This is a genomic window from Aequorivita soesokkakensis (genome assembly GCF_001641085.1).
Lineage (GTDB): Bacteria > Bacteroidota > Bacteroidia > Flavobacteriales > Flavobacteriaceae > Aequorivita > Aequorivita soesokkakensis.
The window spans coordinates 14,868-32,116 of sequence record NZ_LXIE01000033.1; the positions used below are offsets into that span (position 1 = coordinate 14,868).

Genomic DNA, 17,249 nt, shown 5'->3' on the forward strand with positions numbered 1-17,249 from the left:
ACTTCATTTAATCTAATATTATATCTACCAGCTTCTAACCTTTCCCTTATGCCAAAACTGTCCGCTTTCAACGTCATTGCTTAATAAATTTAAAATGTCCGCAGCCACATCTTTGGGTAGGCGTGGGGCTACTTTTCCTCCCATATCGGTTTGCGTCCAACCTGGATCTAGAGACGATACTTTTATATTCTGACTTTCCAATCGCTTTGCCAACAACTTAGTGTACATATTTAAAGCTGCTTTAGACATTTTGTAATGAGGCTGAAACTCATCAAAATTCAATTCGCTAAAAGAGCCCCAATCTGAAGTAATATTTATGATATTTGCTTTAGGGTTTAAGCGTGGAATGAGTTTTTCAGTTAGTTCAATAGTGCCAAATACATTAATATTAAAGGTTTGTTTTAACTGTTTCATATTAATTACTGAAGCATCCCATTTTTCAAGCAAAATACCGGCATTGTTTATTAAAAAATCTAGTTTAAGATCCCCTAAACTGTCAATAAATTCAACAATAGTATCACTATTTGACAAATCGATTTTTAAACATTGAAAATTAGGTTGGTTTAATGTATGATTTCCAGAAGTTGAACTTCCAATAACTTGCGTATTTGCATTTTTAGTTAACAACTCAACCGTTGCTAAGCCAATGCCTCTGCTGCTTCCTGTAACTATTCCGTATTTCATAATAATTCCTGTTTATTCCTTTTCGTCAAAATAATAAGGGTAATAATATAAATGATTACAATTGTAAAAGGGATTACCACAAATCGTTGTTCTGGAAATAGATACCAAAACGATACAATTAAAATGGTTCTTGTAAGTGAATGGAAAATACCCACCCAATGTTTAATAATCCATGAAAATGGTAACCACATGGTTCCTGTTAAAACTCCTACTGTTAATGGTAATGATGTATAATCTTTCAAAAAGAAAGGTATGGCAATAGCATAGACCAACACAGCTTGAGCCACTGTATATAGAAACAAACTGTCAAATACATTTTTAGGCTTTGTTTTGTCCAAAAAGTTTTCACCTGTAAATTTTGATATAAATAGTGCCAAATACACAATACTTCCGGTGGCTATAAACAATACCCAAACAGTAATTCTTTCTGGTAAGAACAGACCCGAAATGCCAACCAAAAACCAAGCAATCATTCCAGAGAGTGGTGTTGCTAAAAATTTTCTGCTTGCAAATTCAATGCGTTGTTGTTCTAATCGTTCCATACTTTTAAATACTAATGGTTTTTCTATATTCTCCTTGAGTTACCATATTTGACCACGAACCTTTCTTTTCTAAAATTGGTGTTAGGCTGTATATTGTTTCATCTGAAGACAAATAAAATTTCAAATGATCATCTGAAGTTGGTCCTTTAAAATCGAATGTATTCTTATTGATGGGTTTCAGTTCAAAATAAAATACGCCTTCCTGTCTTGCAAATAGTTTTCCTTCTTCAAAAACAATTTCAATTACCCTCGTATCTGATAATTTGTAAACTCCAACATAAGCCGTTAATTCATTAGGTGTTAAGGTAAAATCTTTACTGAAATCTACTTCCAGCAATTCTTGTATATGATAAATTAAAAAAGGTTTTAAATTAGGATAAGCCTCTAAATCCTTAACGATATCATTCAGTTTAGCATCCAATGACATCTCCTCTGCATGTAATCCTTTTTCATATAACTGGGCAACACGTTTAGCAAATTCGATATAAACCTTTTTATTTGTAATAAGTTGATCTTTATTACCAAAATAGAAACGAGGGTTTTTTGATGTGTTTCCTGAGACAATAATGGTATGTTCATCGCTCAATGAAATCGCTTTATCTATTCCTGTCACAACACCTTCTAATCCGTTTGGACCTGTATAGGTTAGCCAATTGCTTTTAAAACCATCGCTCATAAACAACACATTGCTTTTTTCTAAATGAACATCAATATGATCAAGGGTATGTGAGGGTGTATGGTATGCCGTAACCACCTCATCACCTATAGGAATAGATATAGAATCTTTAAAAAGGATGTCGTGATATGCTGTTGAATACTTCATATTGTAATGCGATACTATAGTGGCACCTTTATTTGCAAAATAGGTATTTGCATGATGGTTATATGGATCTGAATCGCTATTAAGAACATAGGTTATTGGCAAATCTGTAATTTTTTGAATTTCCTTTTCTAAAGATGATGCACTATTCATCATCATAGAATTAATAAGCAACACTTGATCTTTGCCTATAACCATACCTAAATTTCCATTGGCATTACCTTCCCATAGTTCCGTTAAAATATAGACGTTCTCATTTACTTTTTTGACATCGTATTTAGCTTGTGCAAAAAGTGGTGTAGCCCATAGAAACACAGAATATAGACTTATAATATGTAAAAACTTCATTGTCATGTATACTTTTTATGTTGGCCTAAAAGATCATGTTCTACCAATACTCTTTAATCATAAAAATTTTTCCATTCTTAAACTCGAAAAGTGCCATTTGTTCGTCACCTTCAACCATTTTACCATTTTCTTTTGTAATGAAGCGCTTGCTTACTGTAATGGCATTTAAGCCATAAATAATGTTCTCGATATTTATATCAATAACACTTCCATCATAGCCTCCATTCTCTTGATTACGTTTGTAACCATTATAGAGATCTTCTCTTGTATATACCCCACCATATTTTGGATGTACATAGGTAAAATCATCGGTAAACAAGTCAAAGATGTTATCAATATCCTTGAGGGTTGAGTTTTGCTGAAAAACTTTTAGGTTGAGCTTATAATACTGATTTAAAGTATGGTTGAGCGAATCTTTATGGGTAAGATTACTTTGTTGGGCTTGGGCAAAATGAAGGACTCCAAATAATAGCGCAGTTAAAATGACAAATTTTAGTTTCATGTTTTTTATTTTATTAATTCCATGTGTAAAATTGGATAGGGTTTTCCAGAGGCATCCAATTCGGATCGTCCTATGGTCTCAAAGCTACAATGTTGGTAAAACCCAACAGCTTGTTCATTCTGCTCATTGACATCTACTTTGTTTACCTTAAGGCTATTAATTGCATATTCCAATAAAGTTTTACCTATACTTTTACCTCTATGTTCTGGGTGTATGAACAACATTTGTAGATTTCCATCAGATACACCTATAAAACCTAGTATTTTAAAATGCTCATCCCTAAAACATCTTAATTCAACAGCGTCTAGATAGGTATTTAGAATTAAGGGTTTGAAATAAGCGATGTCTTCTTCTTTTAAAAAATGATGGGTTGCTCTTACAGAGGCCTCCCAAACCTCTACAACTTTGTTGTATTCAAATCTATCTATATAGTCTATTCTATGGTCCATTTTATATTGTCTTAAATAAGTGCTATTGGAATCCTAAGGGATAGTGTTCCCATTAATTTTTATTTATTGGGTTCAATATCTTTTGTATAAGACGCTAAACGTAAAAGGTCATAAGATTTTTTTAAATGTCCCTGTATTACTGATACAGCACTATGATTAATTAGCAATGATCTAGAAACAGATTGTTTATCTTCTTCTACAATTTGTTTTATTACTGCTTTAGCATCTTCTTTGCCTTTTGTTTCATAGGCCAATAAGACTTTAACAGCATTTTCTTCCGCAGTTATTGCTCTATGTTTCGGGGTGTATCCTATTTGCTTTACCATAGCTTCTGCCATTGCCCATACTGACCATGGATTTTGACCAGTAATTAAATTATTATCGTGACTTATTTTTTCAAGATACATGATGCCTTCGTTAAATACGGCTCCTTGAGATATCAGTTTATCTTGCAATAAAAAAGGAAATACGGATTCTGCTTTTGGAATTAATAATAATTCTTCCTTATTGGTAAAGCTACTTACCTGCTTATTTTTTAAAAATGACTGCCCATCTTTTAAGGTGACATTTACAAATGCTGCAGGGCCATGACAGACTGCCCCTATTACTTTGTTATTCTTATGGAAATCTTGTATTAGAGCATGTATAAATTTATTATTTGGAAAATCAAACATCGCTCCTTTCCCTCCGACAAAATAAACAGCTTCATATATTTCAGGTTTAATATCTTTTAATAAAAGGCTGTTATTGGTTTTGGATTGCGCAATTGAATCATTCAAAAATGCATAATCGAATATTTCCATATCATCATCATCTAACACCACAGGTGGTTTACCACCTAAAGGACTTGCTATATCAACATCAAAACCATTAGCTTTAAAAACATAGTAAGCTCTTGCTAATTCTGTTAGTTCATATCCTGTACCTTTACCACTTGTACCCATTGTATCTGTGCTGGTTACAACAGCCAGTATTTTTCCGCGATACGCTGGTACATCTTTAGTGATGTAAGGGATATCATGTACTTGACTATTAACTAAGGTGCCGTCTTCTACCGGTAATAGACTCGCGATATATATGCCAATAAAGATAATGATAGCCACAATAAAGGTTAGCGCGGTTAGTATCCATTTAATAATTCGATATTTTTTAAACATAATTTTTTTATTGATTTATACCGTATTTTATTTCAGCTGGTTTTGAAACAGTTCGTCAATTTTAGATTTAGCACTTTTATCTGGTGCGACTTTATAAAATTCCTCAAGCAAATCTAAAGTTGTAGGCTTTTTAGGATATTGATTATTGGCTAAAAAACTTCTTAATGCTTCATTGACTTTATCTTCGCCTATTAACTCAGATAATTCTACCATTGCTATTGCACCTTTTGAGTAAGCTATATGTGTTGCGCCATAAGGCACTTTGTATAAAGGTGGATTTCCGTAAAGTCCTTTTTCATTATCATAAATTTGTTGATGTATTTTAACGCGTTCCATCATGCGTTCTTTCCCATACATTTTTTTGTAAAGCATCATTTCGGTATACATGGCTAAAGACTCGGTAAGCATTGAAGCACCTTCTCTTTGATCTGGATTTATTTGACTGTTTCCCCACCATATATGAGCCAACTCATGGCCTGCTAATTCATTTATAACATCTTTACTTGGATCACTATCTATATTAGCATGAAATATCATGTTTTCAGTCATAAAAATGGTTGCTGGATATGCTGTTGCCGCAAACCCACTCGTAAAAGATGAGACCTCAACAAAACTTATTTTTTCAAATGGATACCCATTAAAATTATTTACACAATAATCTAAACTCAATACGGCATTTTTTAGCAGTCGCTCTACATTTTCAAAATGCATGTCATGATAAAGTACTTCAACTTCGATGTTACGATGCTTGATAGCTTGTTTTTTGTATTTAGCAGATGCAACTGCAAATCGAAATGGAATACCATAGGCTTTGTAATGGGTATTTTTCCTATCGTTTTCAGTCCAGGTTTTAACAATATTGCCTATTCCCATAGGCGTTTGATTACTTTCAGTGGAAACTACCATGTTTAAATTTATAAAGTCACTTTTAAAAACCTCTGGTGCTTCAAGCTTTTTTAAACGTGTTGGATTACCAAGTCCGTATTCTTCTCGTTTTTGTTCGTCTTCTATCTCTTTATCTGATTGGTATCCCAACAAAGGATAATAATTACTAATCCTTATAAACGTGCCATTATTAACGATAGCATTAAAAGATCGATGCCCATTGACAGCGAACCATTTGTATGATAAATTAAACTCCAGAGTCGCTGTATCACTTGGCATAAAAGGTTCATCAAGTTTTATCTCTGATACAATCTCATCAACTGAAATGTCTTTATTATGCATTCTAAATGTTGCTTCATTTAATTCTAAGTCGGAATGAAAATTCAATAGAATCTTATTTATTGGTTTATCTGTTAGATTTTGAATTCTATATTTTCCTTGAATTTTATAAGAATTTTCAGAAGGATATAAGTCTATTTTTGTGTCTACATCTATAATTGTAGGTTGGGGTATATTTTGAAAATGACGGTAATTTTTTTCATAATTAACCGCTTCAACTAGTTGTGTGTCTTCATTTTTTGGTGAATAACCATTCATGAAATTAAGGCCTCCAAAAACGCTAAATCCAAAGAAAACAATGACAATAAAAGATTTGATTTTAGACCATTGTTTTAATTTCAAATACGAATTAAAAATCCACAATAACCCTAAAAGGCAAATGCCAAAAAGCAATCTATTTGAAAAGGCTGACAGATATGCACCATAACCATTTAGGTCACTAAACACACCATTAAATCCTGAGAAAACATGGAATAATGGATATGGCAACAACATCTTTATTAATGGTGTTGTAAAAACTACAACCGCTACTATTGAAATACCTAAGGCTACATATTTGCTATTGATAATACTATTGATAAGAAGTAACAATGTGCCGAAAAGGAAAAGCGGAATTGTATTAAATATAATAACCCCAAAATAAGCCAACCAATCAATTTGTGTATATCCATAACTGATTTGAAACACTAATGCCAATCCTATAAGTAACGTTGTTAAGAATACCAATAAGACAGCCAATGACATCAAGTGCCCTTTTAATTTCGCTTTTGAAAAAAATGTACTGTCTTCAATTAGATAAAAATTGGCTGTAGTACTTCTCCAATACATGTCATTAATAAAATACACCAAAATGAACGTACCCAATAAGTGAAAGCTTTGCGAAATAGAAGTCGCCAAAAGACCCGAACTGGCATAATAATCTGGTAAACGTATGCCTTTATAAATATCTGAATACATTTCCATACCAACGAAGAACACCAATAGCATGGAAACAGCAACTATAGTTACGCTTTTAAAAAGGTAAATTAAATCAACCTTTGCAAAGGATATAATTGAGTTTAATTCTGACTTAAAACCAAAATTAAGAGCTGGTATTTTAACTTTTGTTAGTCTTATAATTCCTGCTTTAACGTTATCCTTTTTACGCTTCAATTCCTTTTTACTTGTTGTTTTATTGAACACATAAAAACGATAAGAAATAGCCAGAAACAACATTGATAACACCACATAAACTATACGGTTGATGGCCAAAAAGTCTTTAAGTGGCACGATGGATTGATTTTTTTCAGAAACACTCAAGTCTCTAGCTTCAAAGAAATAGGCAGATGTTCCAAAAGGATCCAGCAATGATGATAGTTGCTGTACTTCAATAGATTGCGGGATGCTTCCTGCCATAAATGGCGAATTAGAAAACACTAATAATACCATGTAAAGAACATACAATAGTAAACCTCCAATAACCACTAATAACTTCTTACGCGTGGTATAGGCAACCATAAACAAGAAGCTACAAACGAAGAAGCAGTTTAAAACTCCAAAGATTAAAAACGGATATAGATACGACCATAAACTAAATCCTAACTGCATTTCGGTTCCAGTACGCGAGTTTTGACCAATGACAAATCCTATAATTAAGATTAAAAAACTTAAAAATGCTTTTAACGTAAATCCTAAAAACTTCCCTTTTAAATAGTTTTTAAGGGAAATTGGATATGAGAATAACATTATATCAAATTTTGTATCCCATTCCTTAAACAGAATCTCTAAGGCAAATAAAATAGCCAAAAATATCATGGATAGACTTAACAAAGCCATCATAAACCCAATGGTGTATGGCGAATTAAGATAAATTCCTTCACCAGCAGTTAGGTTAAACTTATAACCGCAAAACCATCCTATAAATACTAATATTAAAGCTGTTAAACCTAATACATACTGGTTACCGCTATGCTTTAATTGAAATTGAAGTATAGCATTCATAATTAACTGTTTTGAGAAAGAATATTAAAGTAAACGTGTTCTAGTATTGGTTCAACTGGTAAAAATCCTTCAGGTTGTGTAGATGCAAACACTGTAATTTGTAGTTGACGCTCTATAAGTTGTTGACTAATAACTTTTAGATTTGATTGATAAGTTTCCAGTTCATCATTATCAATAAATTTTGACCAGATTTTACCTTCTAAATCTTCAATTAATTCTTTTGGCTTACCAGTTTTAAGAATTCGACCACTATTCATTATGGTCATTTCAGAACATAGGTTTTTCACATCTTGCACTAAGTGAGTGGACAGAATTACAATGACTTCACTACTAATATCACTTAGAAGTGTATTAAAACGGTTACGCTCTTCTGGGTCTAGTCCGGCAGTAGGCTCATCCACAATGATAATTTTAGGGCTTGCCAATAAAGCTTGAGCCACTCCAAAGCGTTGTTTCATTCCACCAGAAAACGTATGTACTTCTTTGTTCTTAAAATTCCAAAGGTTTACTTTCTCTAACAAATATTGGATTTGGTTCTTACGTTCTGTATCATCTTTAATTCCTTTTAAAATGGCAATATGGTTTAAAAGATTATAAGCACTAACTTTAGGATACACTCCAAAATCCTGAGGTAAAAATCCTAAGTTCTTTTTGATATAATCAGAATTACTGACGATATCAACATCGTTAAATTGAATACTTCCTGAAGAGGGTTTTTGAAGCCCTACGATTGTTTTCATTAGGGAGGATTTTCCAGCACCATTTGGGCCTAATAAGCCGAACATTCCATTCTTTATTTCCAAAGAAATATTTCTAATTGCTTGATGCCCGTTTTTATAGGTTAGCTCTAGATTATTAATTTTTAGAGTGTTCATGATTTAATATTTTTAATGGTGTTTGTTGTCTTTAAAGTTGTTGCTTTTTATTAAAAAGATATTATTTACACCATCGATTTATTACAATAGGTAGCTCTTTCAAAATCCCGAATGTTTATTGAAATAATAGGTACTTCAGGAAACATCACTTTAAGTTCAGTAACTATTCGTTTTGAAAGTTCTGCTTTCTGTTCTGTATTTCGACCCTCCATAATATTCGCAAATACATGGATAAAATGATTACTTGTATTTCCAGTCATATAATATTGGAATGGATTAATACGAACTTTAATTTCCTCAGGAATGAATAATCCTGTTGACACCGCAGTATCGTATACTTTCTTATTAATCTCTTGTGGTGATTTTAATTTTACGATCTGCTCGGAGCAGTCTATTACAAAATGTGGCATGATTTATTGTTTTTTTGAACTTTATTTTTGATTTAAATAGCTCCTGCAAATTAATTAGATGGTCAAAACCAAACTTGTTTGAAGAGGATAACTATTGGTTGCTAAAACTATTTGCTTGTGGTTGCTATTGATTATATATGATTGATTTTATGATTGTTAGGTCAAAATTAGTTTATTGGTTAGTTGAAAATCTTAAGCTATCTTAAGAAAATCTAAGTGTTTTAGAATACGTCTTAAATCGTGAGGTGGGGTTACACTATTTTTTCAACTTCTTGTTGTGATTGCTTTTTAAATCCCTTGATTAGTAGCCAAACGGTAAACGAGAACTCCCCAATTACTGAAGGAATAATTACGACCATTTCAAAAACATCTTTATAATCTATATAATTTGGCATCATCAGCTTTGCTGTACTATCTATTATATAACCTATTGCTGCAAGCATTAATAGTATGCCAATTGCTTTCGGGATCGTTATTGATTTTAAAGCTAGATAACCTAAAACAAGTAAGTGAACTCCAAAAAAAAGCAATCCAACAGTCCAAAGCGTATCAAAATCTAATAACAGCTCCGATACTTGGTTCTGTAAGTTTGTTGAAATAGTTGCATTAAATGTTATTTGGTAGGCCGCCCATAATTTGAATAAAGCAGCACCAAAAAACAGGGCGTGCAATAATCGAAAAAAAGAAGCTAGATAAGACATTCTCTTACTTGTCGATTTTGTCAAACCAAAAAGTGACCAAACTAATAGCGCATCAAAAAATAACATCACCCCAAACCCAAGTAATCCATTACCTAGTTGTATATGATTATTAATAAAGTTTGTAGCTGTAATTGCTGAGCTGTTCTTGTCTATTAGGCTTTCAAGTACCGCAAAATTGGCATAAAAACCTGCTAAAAAAATTATTAGATAGGCAATCCCTGAAATTCTTGCTAATTGTTTCATAATCTGCATATTAAATTTTATGCAAATTTATTGGCTATAGAATGGTAATTCATTGACTTAAGTTAAGATAAGCACCTAGCCTGGAGATCCGCTTGACAATTTGATTCAGAGTTTAGAAGATACGCGAGGATGTGCAGAAATATGCAAAAAGTGTTGGTTTGTGCTTTGGGTTATTGATTTTGAGTTTGTTGGGTCTAAGTTTGACTTATTGTTTAACCTTAAAATCATTAAAAATGGCAAAGCAAAAAGGAATTTTGAAGTTGAAGGGTACCATGGGAGATGTTACCTATTACAGAACCGCGGATGGGTATATGGCGCGGGAAAAAGGAGGGATTGAGAAGTCTCGTATTATGAACGATCCAGCTTTTAAGAGGACACGGGAAAACGGGCAGGAATTCGGTACGGCTGGAAAAGGTGGGCAACTGATTCGGAAATCGCAGCGAGTTCTGTTGCGTCAAGTTGGCGATAACAGGGTAATTGGGCGCTTGGTGCAACAGTTGATGCGCATAATAAAAAGTGATTCCATCAATGAAAGGGGCATGCGAACCATCCAGGATGGTGATATGAGCCCATTACAGGGTTTCGAGTTTAACCAAAAAGGAAAACTGACTACTGTATTCTTTACGGGTTTTACCCCAACTTTTGATCGTCCTTCGGGATCTTATGATGTTGATATCGCTGAATTTGTACCCAATGAGGCCATAGATGCGCCTCGTGGTACAACCCACATACAGTTATCAGCAGGGGTAAGCACCTTGGATTTTGGGGCTCGTAAGTTTGAGGAGGGTCATATTCTTTCGCCTATCATTCCTTATGATAACCAAACCCAAGCTGCATTTACGCTTAGTTCGACTGTGCCAGCTGCAAGTACGTTTCCTGTCATCGGGGTAGTGGGAGTAAGTTTCTTCCAAGAGGTAAACGGGCAGATGTACCCATTGCGAAATGGGGTGTTCAATGCACTTTCCATAGTTACCGTTGATCAACCGTAAACTTAAAAGCCTTAGCAATGGATCTTTTTTTATATAGGACACATTTTAGGGCGGGGACAAATGGGATGCTGTTTCACAAGCAGCATTTCATTTGCTTCTGTGTAGAGTTGCCCTGGCGGTGCAATGAAGAGAACACTTCATGTATACCGGATGGGGTATATGAAATGGAGCGGTGTTATTCCTTAGAGTTTGGTCATCATATACGGGTAAAGAAAGTGCCGGAGCGTTGCGGGATACTATTTAGGTGTGCGATTGCTTTGGGTAATGATTCTTCAGGCGCCATAATACCTACTTTGCAGCTGGAAGGAATTGGAAAGGGAAGTGGCTCGAAGGAAGCACTACACAAAGTGTTGATGCGGATGGAAGCAGTGCGGAGCGAAGGGAAATCCTTCTTTTTGACGGTGGAGTCTGTGCATAGTGGGAGGTGAATCGTGAGACGTGAGTAGTGATTCGTGATTTGGTACTCTTGTCTGCTTAAGGTATTTATTGGGCACTTGTTGGTTTTTGATTTTAATTGTGGGATGTGATGAAAAATGATAATAAAAAAAAGAAGGAGAAACTTCAGATTTTACGCAGGATGCGGAATTTGGGATGGGCGCTTACGGCTATGGGTGGGGGAGTAATTGGTCTGCCGGGGCCAGGTTTACTGGAGCGGCTTGCGGTTTATACCATAGTAGTGGGTACTATTGTTTCGGTGGGGAGTCAGGCGCTTATCAATGAAATGGAGGGCAGGGATGGGGATTTCGGTTCCTCTGGAGGTGGGGCTGCTTGGACTATTTATAAAAATGAAGGATAAATAACAAGTTAAATGGAATTTAAATTTATTGGATTATGGACAATTATAAATTGAGTATTTACGGAGGAACAATTTTTGGGCTTGTTCCAAACTTGCCCGTGGAAAATATTATCATCACCATTTATATGGCGGTATTGGGAACATTGACAAGTTTTTTGGTAACCTTATTATTAAAATGGGCTGGTGGATTTGGGGATAAAGAAGATTGAAGAATAATTTAAACTCTATTAAGAAAAATATTCCCCAAGCAAAACCCTTAAGGATATAACTTGAGGGTTTTTATTTCTCCTTCTTTATCCATTAAGATTTACGACCTATAAGTGGTTATCTTTGTACTATTAAAATGTTTTCGCTTAAAACTGCACAATGTCTTTCTATTTAAAATATCTTCTTTTAGCGACCGTGCTATTCACTACGTACCCCGCAATTTCCCAAAGGGTGCCACCTCAGGAATTGGATAGTTTGGAAAGGGTAATTACAAGAATGAACAAAAACAACACAGCGACAATTCTTGAAATAGGGCAATATATTGTTGCGCACAGTACTTCAGAAACACAAAAAGCCAACGTATATGGTATAATAGCAAGTTCCTATGCCGCCAAAAATGATAAACATAAATCTATAGATTATCTATTTAAGGCAAAGGATATTGCGGAAACTATAGATGACCCCGTGCTGATGATAAAATGTTATGGGACTATTTCAAGCCTATACGCCTCGCTGAAACTTAACGAAAAGGCCAAACCCTATTTACTTAAGGCAAGAAATCAGATAGATAGATTGCCAGAAGGATCCCAAAAGCATGTTCTTAATGCGTTTTGGTACAATGGGAGCGGCAATATTTACCTGAATACCTTAGCTTATAACAAAGCCAATGAGAGTTATAAAAGTGCCGCGGGCGAATTTGAAAAGATCCACAATCGCGATAATAATATAAAGAATTCGTCCCACTACAGAACCTTTCTCTATAATATTGGAAATTCCTATCTACTTTTGAAAAAGCCGGATTCTTCCCAAATATTTTTAGTGAAGGCCCTTGCGGTAAAGGATACTTCTAACCCAAATATTAAATACGATATTAAAAAAGCACTTGCGGAAGTTTATTCCTATAAGGAGCAGTACCAAACCGCTATAGATACACTGATGAGCATTCTTCAGGATCCAAATTTTGATATTGAGGAAATAAAAACGGATATCTATTTAAACCTTTCTAAAAACTATAAAGCTATTGGAAACGATGCGCAATATGCTTTTTACAATGAAAAGTATTTAACCTTAAGCCCCGCGGTAAAAAACAGCGATCTAAAAACCATCAATACAGTTTTTGATGCTGAACAAAAGGGTTTGCTTTCTTCTATCTCCAAATCAAAAAGCAAAAATAAATGGCTATTAATTGCAATATTGTGTATTGTGGGCGTAAGTTTTTTGTCCCTTGTTTTTTTATTTTACAGAAGAAGAAAGGACCAAACTCTTTATAAAACTATTATTGAAAAGCTGGAGGCTAGTATAGAGGCAAAGCAGACTATTGATACAAATATTAAAATAGGGGAAGAAAGCCAGCAATCCATCCCTATTTCGGTGGAGGAAGAAATTTTGGAAAAACTAAAAAAATTTGAAAACTCACAACGTTTTACAAATCAAAAGCTATCAATATCTACGCTCGCAGTACAGCTAAAAACAAACACTACATATCTATCAGAAATAATAAATAGGCACAAAGGGAAAAACTTTAATACCTATATAAATGAACTTCGCATAACCTATATCTGCGAATTAATACTTCAAAATCCTGAATATTTAAACTACAAGATAAGCTACTTGGCAGAAGCTTCCGGCTTTAAATCGCACAGTGTTTTTGCCACCGTTTTTAAAAATATTACGGGAATTTCCCCTTCTTCCTTTTTAAGGGAAGCAAAAAAAAGGCCATCAAGCAAAGTGTAATTTATTCCTAGCAACATACAAATAATCAATTATTTAAGTGTTCATTTTGGTTCTATAAATGGCGGATTTATAAAGAACTTAGTTATGTTTTGAAACGACCATACAATATCTTTAAACCAGAAAATTTATTAACTCTGATATAGTTCAGAACAAAACAACGAAAATGAAAAAAATAACTTTACTAGTAACTCTTTTTTGGTTTTTGGGAATATGTGCCCAGAATACTGGTTATGGAACAACTTTTAAAAAGGCATTTGTAAATCCATCCCTACACAATCAAACAGTTCAAAACAATAAGATTGCTGAAGAATGTGATGATGTTATTACTTGCGACAATCTTGAAAATGGAGTATTCATAAATGGAACATCCGGACAAAAAGCCGCAATTGATATTCCTATTGATGCACAAACAGTTATAACAATAAACCAAATAAAAGTAACCCTTAGCAGTGGTCCTGAGCCTGCCTTTGTACATTTCAAGTTTTATAAAAGCAATGACAGCATCCCCACTGACATTTATCAAGAAATTACAAATACCACTATTATAGCTTCAGATAGCATAGGCTACGAACCCTTGCACAGTTTTGTAATTAGAAATGTAACGCTGGAATTGCAGGATGCTATTGTTTTAAACGGGGCAGAAACCACTGATAGGTTTTGGATGTCGGCCATTTCCGATGCGAATGCTTGGGCTACTACAGATGGCGTAAGTAATGGGGCGGGAATTACAGGTAAAGCCATTGCCATGGGTAGTGATAATTTTGATTGGTTTACGCTTGGTGATATAGAAGGGCTTTATGAAATTGAAGCGGAATGTGAATTGTTGGGTGTAGATGATAATGACGTTACAGGTATTGCTGCTGTTTACCCCAATCCTGCTTCCAATAAATTAAATATACGGCTAACAAAAGGTAAAGCTATTCAACAAACTGATATTTTTAATATAACGGGACAAAAGATAAAATCCTTTGGTAGTGAAAGTGAAAACCTTGATATTTCTTTTTTAACGAATGGACTTTATTTTGCAAAAATCTACAGTTCAGAAAATCAGACTTCAGTAGTTAAGTTTGTAGTTAAGTAATTTTTATTCTTAAAAACAGAACGCCCATAAATTGTTTATGGGCGTTTTATTTCATAGAACCTACGAAAGAATAATGCTTATTCAGCACACTCCCCACTAGCCCAAGAAGTAAGCCCAGCCCGTTCCGCAGCACAAGGATTGCTATAGGTTTTCCCATCACACCCACAAACAGGATTGTATTCCATAGTGCATGGCCCATTGCTTATTTTGGATTTATCAATACAAGCAATGGTCTTGCCCGCACCGCAGGAAGACAAAGCAAGCATCCCCACCAAAAGCAGGGATGTGGCAAAAGAAGATTTTTTATAGATGGTAGCCATAGTTGTAAGGTTTATTTGCAACTACTAAAATACGCTAAACTTGCATAACATAGGAAGTGAGTTTCTTAATTTTTCCACCCTCAAAGTGAAAAACATCGCAAAAGACAGCATTCATAATATCGCCATTTTTGAATTGCCCTTGCACTTTCCCCTCAGCCACCACAATATTGTTTTCTTCCACAAGTCTAACGTGGGTAATAGTAGGGCTGCCCGTAAAGGCAGGGTTCTCTATCTCGCCATCAAAGGCTTGCTTCCCTTCCAAATGAAAAGCGCCGGGCATTTCCCAAATCACATCATCCGTCAAGCAAGAAAGAATCTGTGCGTGGTCGCTCTTCTGAAACCCCTCCATATAGGTGGTTACGGTTTGTTTATTTGTTGTCATCTGAATTTAGATTATTGGATTTTTAGAATATTTATTTTTCCTACTGCCTACTGCCTACTGCCTACTGCCTAATGCCTAAAGCGCGCTAGCATAATTAATCATCCAACTAATCCCAAACCGATCGCGGAGGGAACCGAAATAGTCGCCCCAAAACTGGTCTGCCATAAACATTTCAACTTCGCCTCCTTCTGATAATTCCTTAAACAAACGGTCGGCTTCTTCCCTGCTATCTGGGTGAATGCTTACATACGTGTTATCGCCAATCTTAAAAGGCCCGTTGCCGAATCCCGGCATAGTATCGGAACCCATTAACAGCTCGCTGCCAATGGGAAGTGACACGTGCATTACGCGATTTTTGTGCTCTTCGGCAAGCGGTGGCATTTCATCGCATACCGGCATATCGCCAAAGCGCATAACGCCTTGTCCGGCAAATTCGCCGCCGAATACTTTTCTGTAATGATTGAATGCTGCCTCGCAGTTTCCGTCAAAGTTTAAATACGGATTTAATTTTGTTGCCATAATTTTTTGTTTTAAATGTTTATAAATCAATGTTTAATAATCAATTTTTTCGTTCATTTCATAACTCATTCCCTTCAAGCCGAGCAATTTGCGCATCAGTACTATTTGCCCCAATAGATAATCTTCGCGGCCAATGCACATGCCAATCATATTGAGCACATTTTCCTCTACAAAAGGCACATTCATTCCAAAGGAAAACGCTTTCGAAAGTTGCTCATCCGTGGCTTTCAAAAGTTTTTGATACACTTTTGGGGAAATATCCTTGAAATTTTTTCGCAATGCTTCCAAAGAAGGATATTCCAATTTTTCATCCAATGCCTTGGCATCCTTGAAAAAAGCATCGTTGGGATCTTTTTCATCCATTCCCAACAAACCGGCTATCCAATAGCGACAAGTGACGAAATTTCCAGCCATCCAAACCACGTGATTGGTTTTGCCGTTGTTTCTTTCAAGAGCCAATTCTTCTGTAATGCCGTCGAGCGCATTAAAAAAGCTTTGGGAATGCATTCTATATGCGGGAATGATGATTTCGAGTTTTTGGGATTTTGGTGTGTCCATAATTAGATTTTTTGATTATTGGATTTGTGGAAAATAATGATATTTAATTGCTCTTTTCTTCGTTCGTCGCTCGTCGCTCGTCGTTATAGAGATTCAATAATATTCGCCAATTGATAGTTGTGTCTTTCGGTATGAATTGTATTGAAACCAAGCCATTCCCGTCTTGTGAAAGGTCCGCAGCCTGGGATTTCAGCATCCAGACAGGTTTTGGAAAGATCCATGGTTTTGATTGCCTCGCGTTGTATCTCGATGCGCTCTTTCAATGAAGAGAGCAAGCGTTCCTTTTCAATATGCTTGTTTGTTGGCAACACCATCTCTGGGGATTTCATTTTAATGGAAAAGTCTTTAAATGTCTTTTCTATTTCAATAAGTTTAACTGCAGGATCGCGGTGGGTTTCTTCCACATTTCCCTTAAGGACATCTATAATATTATATGATTTATAAAGGTGGTTTCCCAATTGCCCTGCTGTCCAACTACCTTCAAAAGGAACTTTATTTAATTGTTCTTCATTCAATGAGGAAAGCTGCTGCGTTAGCTTTTCCGTTGCGGCATCAAATCGGTTTAAAAGTTCAGTATTCATAGCTTCCATTTTTTATTATTGTAAAGATAAGCAGCAATTTCTACAGAACAGAGGTGCATTTGCGCCAATGTAATGGGTTGATTGCGACATTGTTTTGGATTATATTTGTTTATTATAATTATAGGGGTTAGCGAAAAGCGAAAAGCG

At 35.1% G+C, this 17,249-nt stretch carries 21 protein-coding genes; 6 read left to right on the forward strand and 15 right to left on the reverse strand.

Annotated elements, in window-relative coordinates; all coding sequences use genetic code 11:
- Positions 1-24 precede the first annotated feature (24 nt).
- The 10 genes from A7A78_RS10930 to A7A78_RS10975 all read right to left on the reverse strand — a co-directional run bounded on the left by A7A78_RS10930 (position 25) and on the right by A7A78_RS10975 (position 9,935).
- Positions 25-684, reverse strand: a complete 660-nt coding sequence (locus tag A7A78_RS10930) for an SDR family NAD(P)-dependent oxidoreductase (protein ID WP_068762499.1) — start codon at positions 682-684, stop codon at positions 25-27.
- Positions 681-1,226, reverse strand: coding sequence for a DUF7010 family protein (locus tag A7A78_RS10935; RefSeq protein ID WP_068762500.1), 546 nt, complete (start codon positions 1,224-1,226; stop codon positions 681-683). Before A7A78_RS10935 ends, A7A78_RS10930 begins: the two co-directional genes overlap by 4 nt.
- Positions 1,227-1,230: 4 nt before the next feature.
- Complete coding sequence (locus A7A78_RS10940) at positions 1,231-2,394, reverse strand: hypothetical protein (protein WP_131811133.1); 1,164 nt, start codon at positions 2,392-2,394, stop codon at positions 1,231-1,233.
- 40 nt (positions 2,395-2,434) lie between these two features.
- Positions 2,435-2,896, reverse strand: a complete 462-nt coding sequence (locus A7A78_RS10945; protein WP_068762502.1) for a nuclear transport factor 2 family protein — start codon at positions 2,894-2,896, stop codon at positions 2,435-2,437.
- Between the two features lie 5 nt (positions 2,897-2,901).
- The gene (locus A7A78_RS10950) at positions 2,902-3,345 is read right to left on the reverse strand and encodes a GNAT family N-acetyltransferase (RefSeq protein WP_068762503.1); all 444 of its coding nucleotides are present in this window, start codon (positions 3,343-3,345) and stop codon (positions 2,902-2,904) included.
- 59 nt (positions 3,346-3,404) lie between these two features.
- Complete coding sequence (locus A7A78_RS10955) at positions 3,405-4,502, reverse strand: type 1 glutamine amidotransferase domain-containing protein (protein ID WP_068762504.1); 1,098 nt, start codon at positions 4,500-4,502, stop codon at positions 3,405-3,407.
- 27 nt (positions 4,503-4,529) lie between these two features.
- A complete protein-coding gene (locus A7A78_RS10960) occupies positions 4,530-7,706 on the reverse strand; it encodes a M1 family aminopeptidase (protein ID WP_068762505.1) in 3,177 nt (1,058 codons plus the stop codon).
- Positions 7,707-7,708: 2 nt separating this feature from the next.
- Positions 7,709-8,581: an ABC transporter ATP-binding protein gene (locus A7A78_RS10965; RefSeq protein WP_068762506.1), complete on the reverse strand. Its 873-nt coding sequence runs from the start codon at positions 8,579-8,581 to the stop codon at positions 7,709-7,711.
- Positions 8,582-8,646: 65 nt separating this feature from the next.
- The gene (locus A7A78_RS10970; protein WP_068762507.1) at positions 8,647-8,991 is read right to left on the reverse strand and encodes a 5-carboxymethyl-2-hydroxymuconate Delta-isomerase; all 345 of its coding nucleotides are present in this window, start codon (positions 8,989-8,991) and stop codon (positions 8,647-8,649) included.
- Between the two features lie 251 nt (positions 8,992-9,242).
- Positions 9,243-9,935, reverse strand: coding sequence for a DUF4386 domain-containing protein (locus A7A78_RS10975; RefSeq protein WP_165593564.1), 693 nt, complete (start codon positions 9,933-9,935; stop codon positions 9,243-9,245).
- Positions 9,936-10,168: 233 nt separating this feature from the next.
- Between A7A78_RS10975 and A7A78_RS10980 the strand changes: the two genes are divergently transcribed.
- The 6 genes from A7A78_RS10980 (at position 10,169) to A7A78_RS11000 (ending at position 14,742) form a co-directional block, all read left to right on the forward strand.
- Positions 10,169-10,924, forward strand: a complete 756-nt coding sequence (locus tag A7A78_RS10980; RefSeq protein ID WP_068762519.1) for a hypothetical protein — start codon at positions 10,169-10,171, stop codon at positions 10,922-10,924.
- Positions 10,925-10,941: 17 nt separating this feature from the next.
- Positions 10,942-11,352, forward strand: a complete 411-nt coding sequence (locus tag A7A78_RS15005; protein WP_068762509.1) for a DUF5675 family protein — start codon at positions 10,942-10,944, stop codon at positions 11,350-11,352.
- A gap of 98 nt (positions 11,353-11,450) precedes the next feature.
- The gene (locus tag A7A78_RS10990) at positions 11,451-11,720 is read left to right on the forward strand and encodes a hypothetical protein (protein ID WP_068762510.1); all 270 of its coding nucleotides are present in this window, start codon (positions 11,451-11,453) and stop codon (positions 11,718-11,720) included.
- A 35-nt stretch (positions 11,721-11,755) separates the two neighbouring features.
- Entirely contained in the window at positions 11,756-11,929 is a 174-nt protein-coding gene (locus A7A78_RS15135) for a hypothetical protein (RefSeq protein WP_165593565.1), read from the forward strand.
- A gap of 157 nt (positions 11,930-12,086) precedes the next feature.
- Positions 12,087-13,661 carry a helix-turn-helix transcriptional regulator gene (locus tag A7A78_RS10995; RefSeq protein WP_068762511.1) on the forward strand — a complete coding sequence of 525 codons (1,575 nt, stop codon included), beginning with the start codon at positions 12,087-12,089 and terminating at the stop codon, positions 13,659-13,661.
- A 163-nt stretch (positions 13,662-13,824) separates the two neighbouring features.
- Complete coding sequence (locus A7A78_RS11000) at positions 13,825-14,742, forward strand: T9SS type A sorting domain-containing protein (protein ID WP_068762512.1); 918 nt, start codon at positions 13,825-13,827, stop codon at positions 14,740-14,742.
- Between the two features lie 77 nt (positions 14,743-14,819).
- Here A7A78_RS11000 and A7A78_RS11005 read toward each other — a convergent pair whose 3' ends face one another.
- From A7A78_RS11005 to A7A78_RS11025, 5 genes are all read right to left on the reverse strand, one after another.
- Entirely contained in the window at positions 14,820-15,062 is a 243-nt protein-coding gene (locus tag A7A78_RS11005) for a Kazal-type serine protease inhibitor domain-containing protein (protein ID WP_068762513.1), read from the reverse strand.
- A 34-nt stretch (positions 15,063-15,096) separates the two neighbouring features.
- Positions 15,097-15,444, reverse strand: a complete 348-nt coding sequence (locus tag A7A78_RS11010; RefSeq protein WP_068762514.1) for a nuclear transport factor 2 family protein — start codon at positions 15,442-15,444, stop codon at positions 15,097-15,099.
- Between the two features lie 75 nt (positions 15,445-15,519).
- On the reverse strand, positions 15,520-15,963 hold the full coding sequence (locus A7A78_RS11015) for a VOC family protein (RefSeq protein WP_068762515.1): 444 nt from the start codon (positions 15,961-15,963) through the stop codon (positions 15,520-15,522).
- 33 nt (positions 15,964-15,996) lie between these two features.
- Complete coding sequence (locus A7A78_RS11020; protein WP_068762516.1) at positions 15,997-16,521, reverse strand: hypothetical protein; 525 nt, start codon at positions 16,519-16,521, stop codon at positions 15,997-15,999.
- An 83-nt stretch (positions 16,522-16,604) separates the two neighbouring features.
- Complete coding sequence (locus tag A7A78_RS11025) at positions 16,605-17,102, reverse strand: DinB family protein (RefSeq protein ID WP_068762520.1); 498 nt, start codon at positions 17,100-17,102, stop codon at positions 16,605-16,607.
- Between the last annotated feature and the right edge of the window lie 147 nt (positions 17,103-17,249).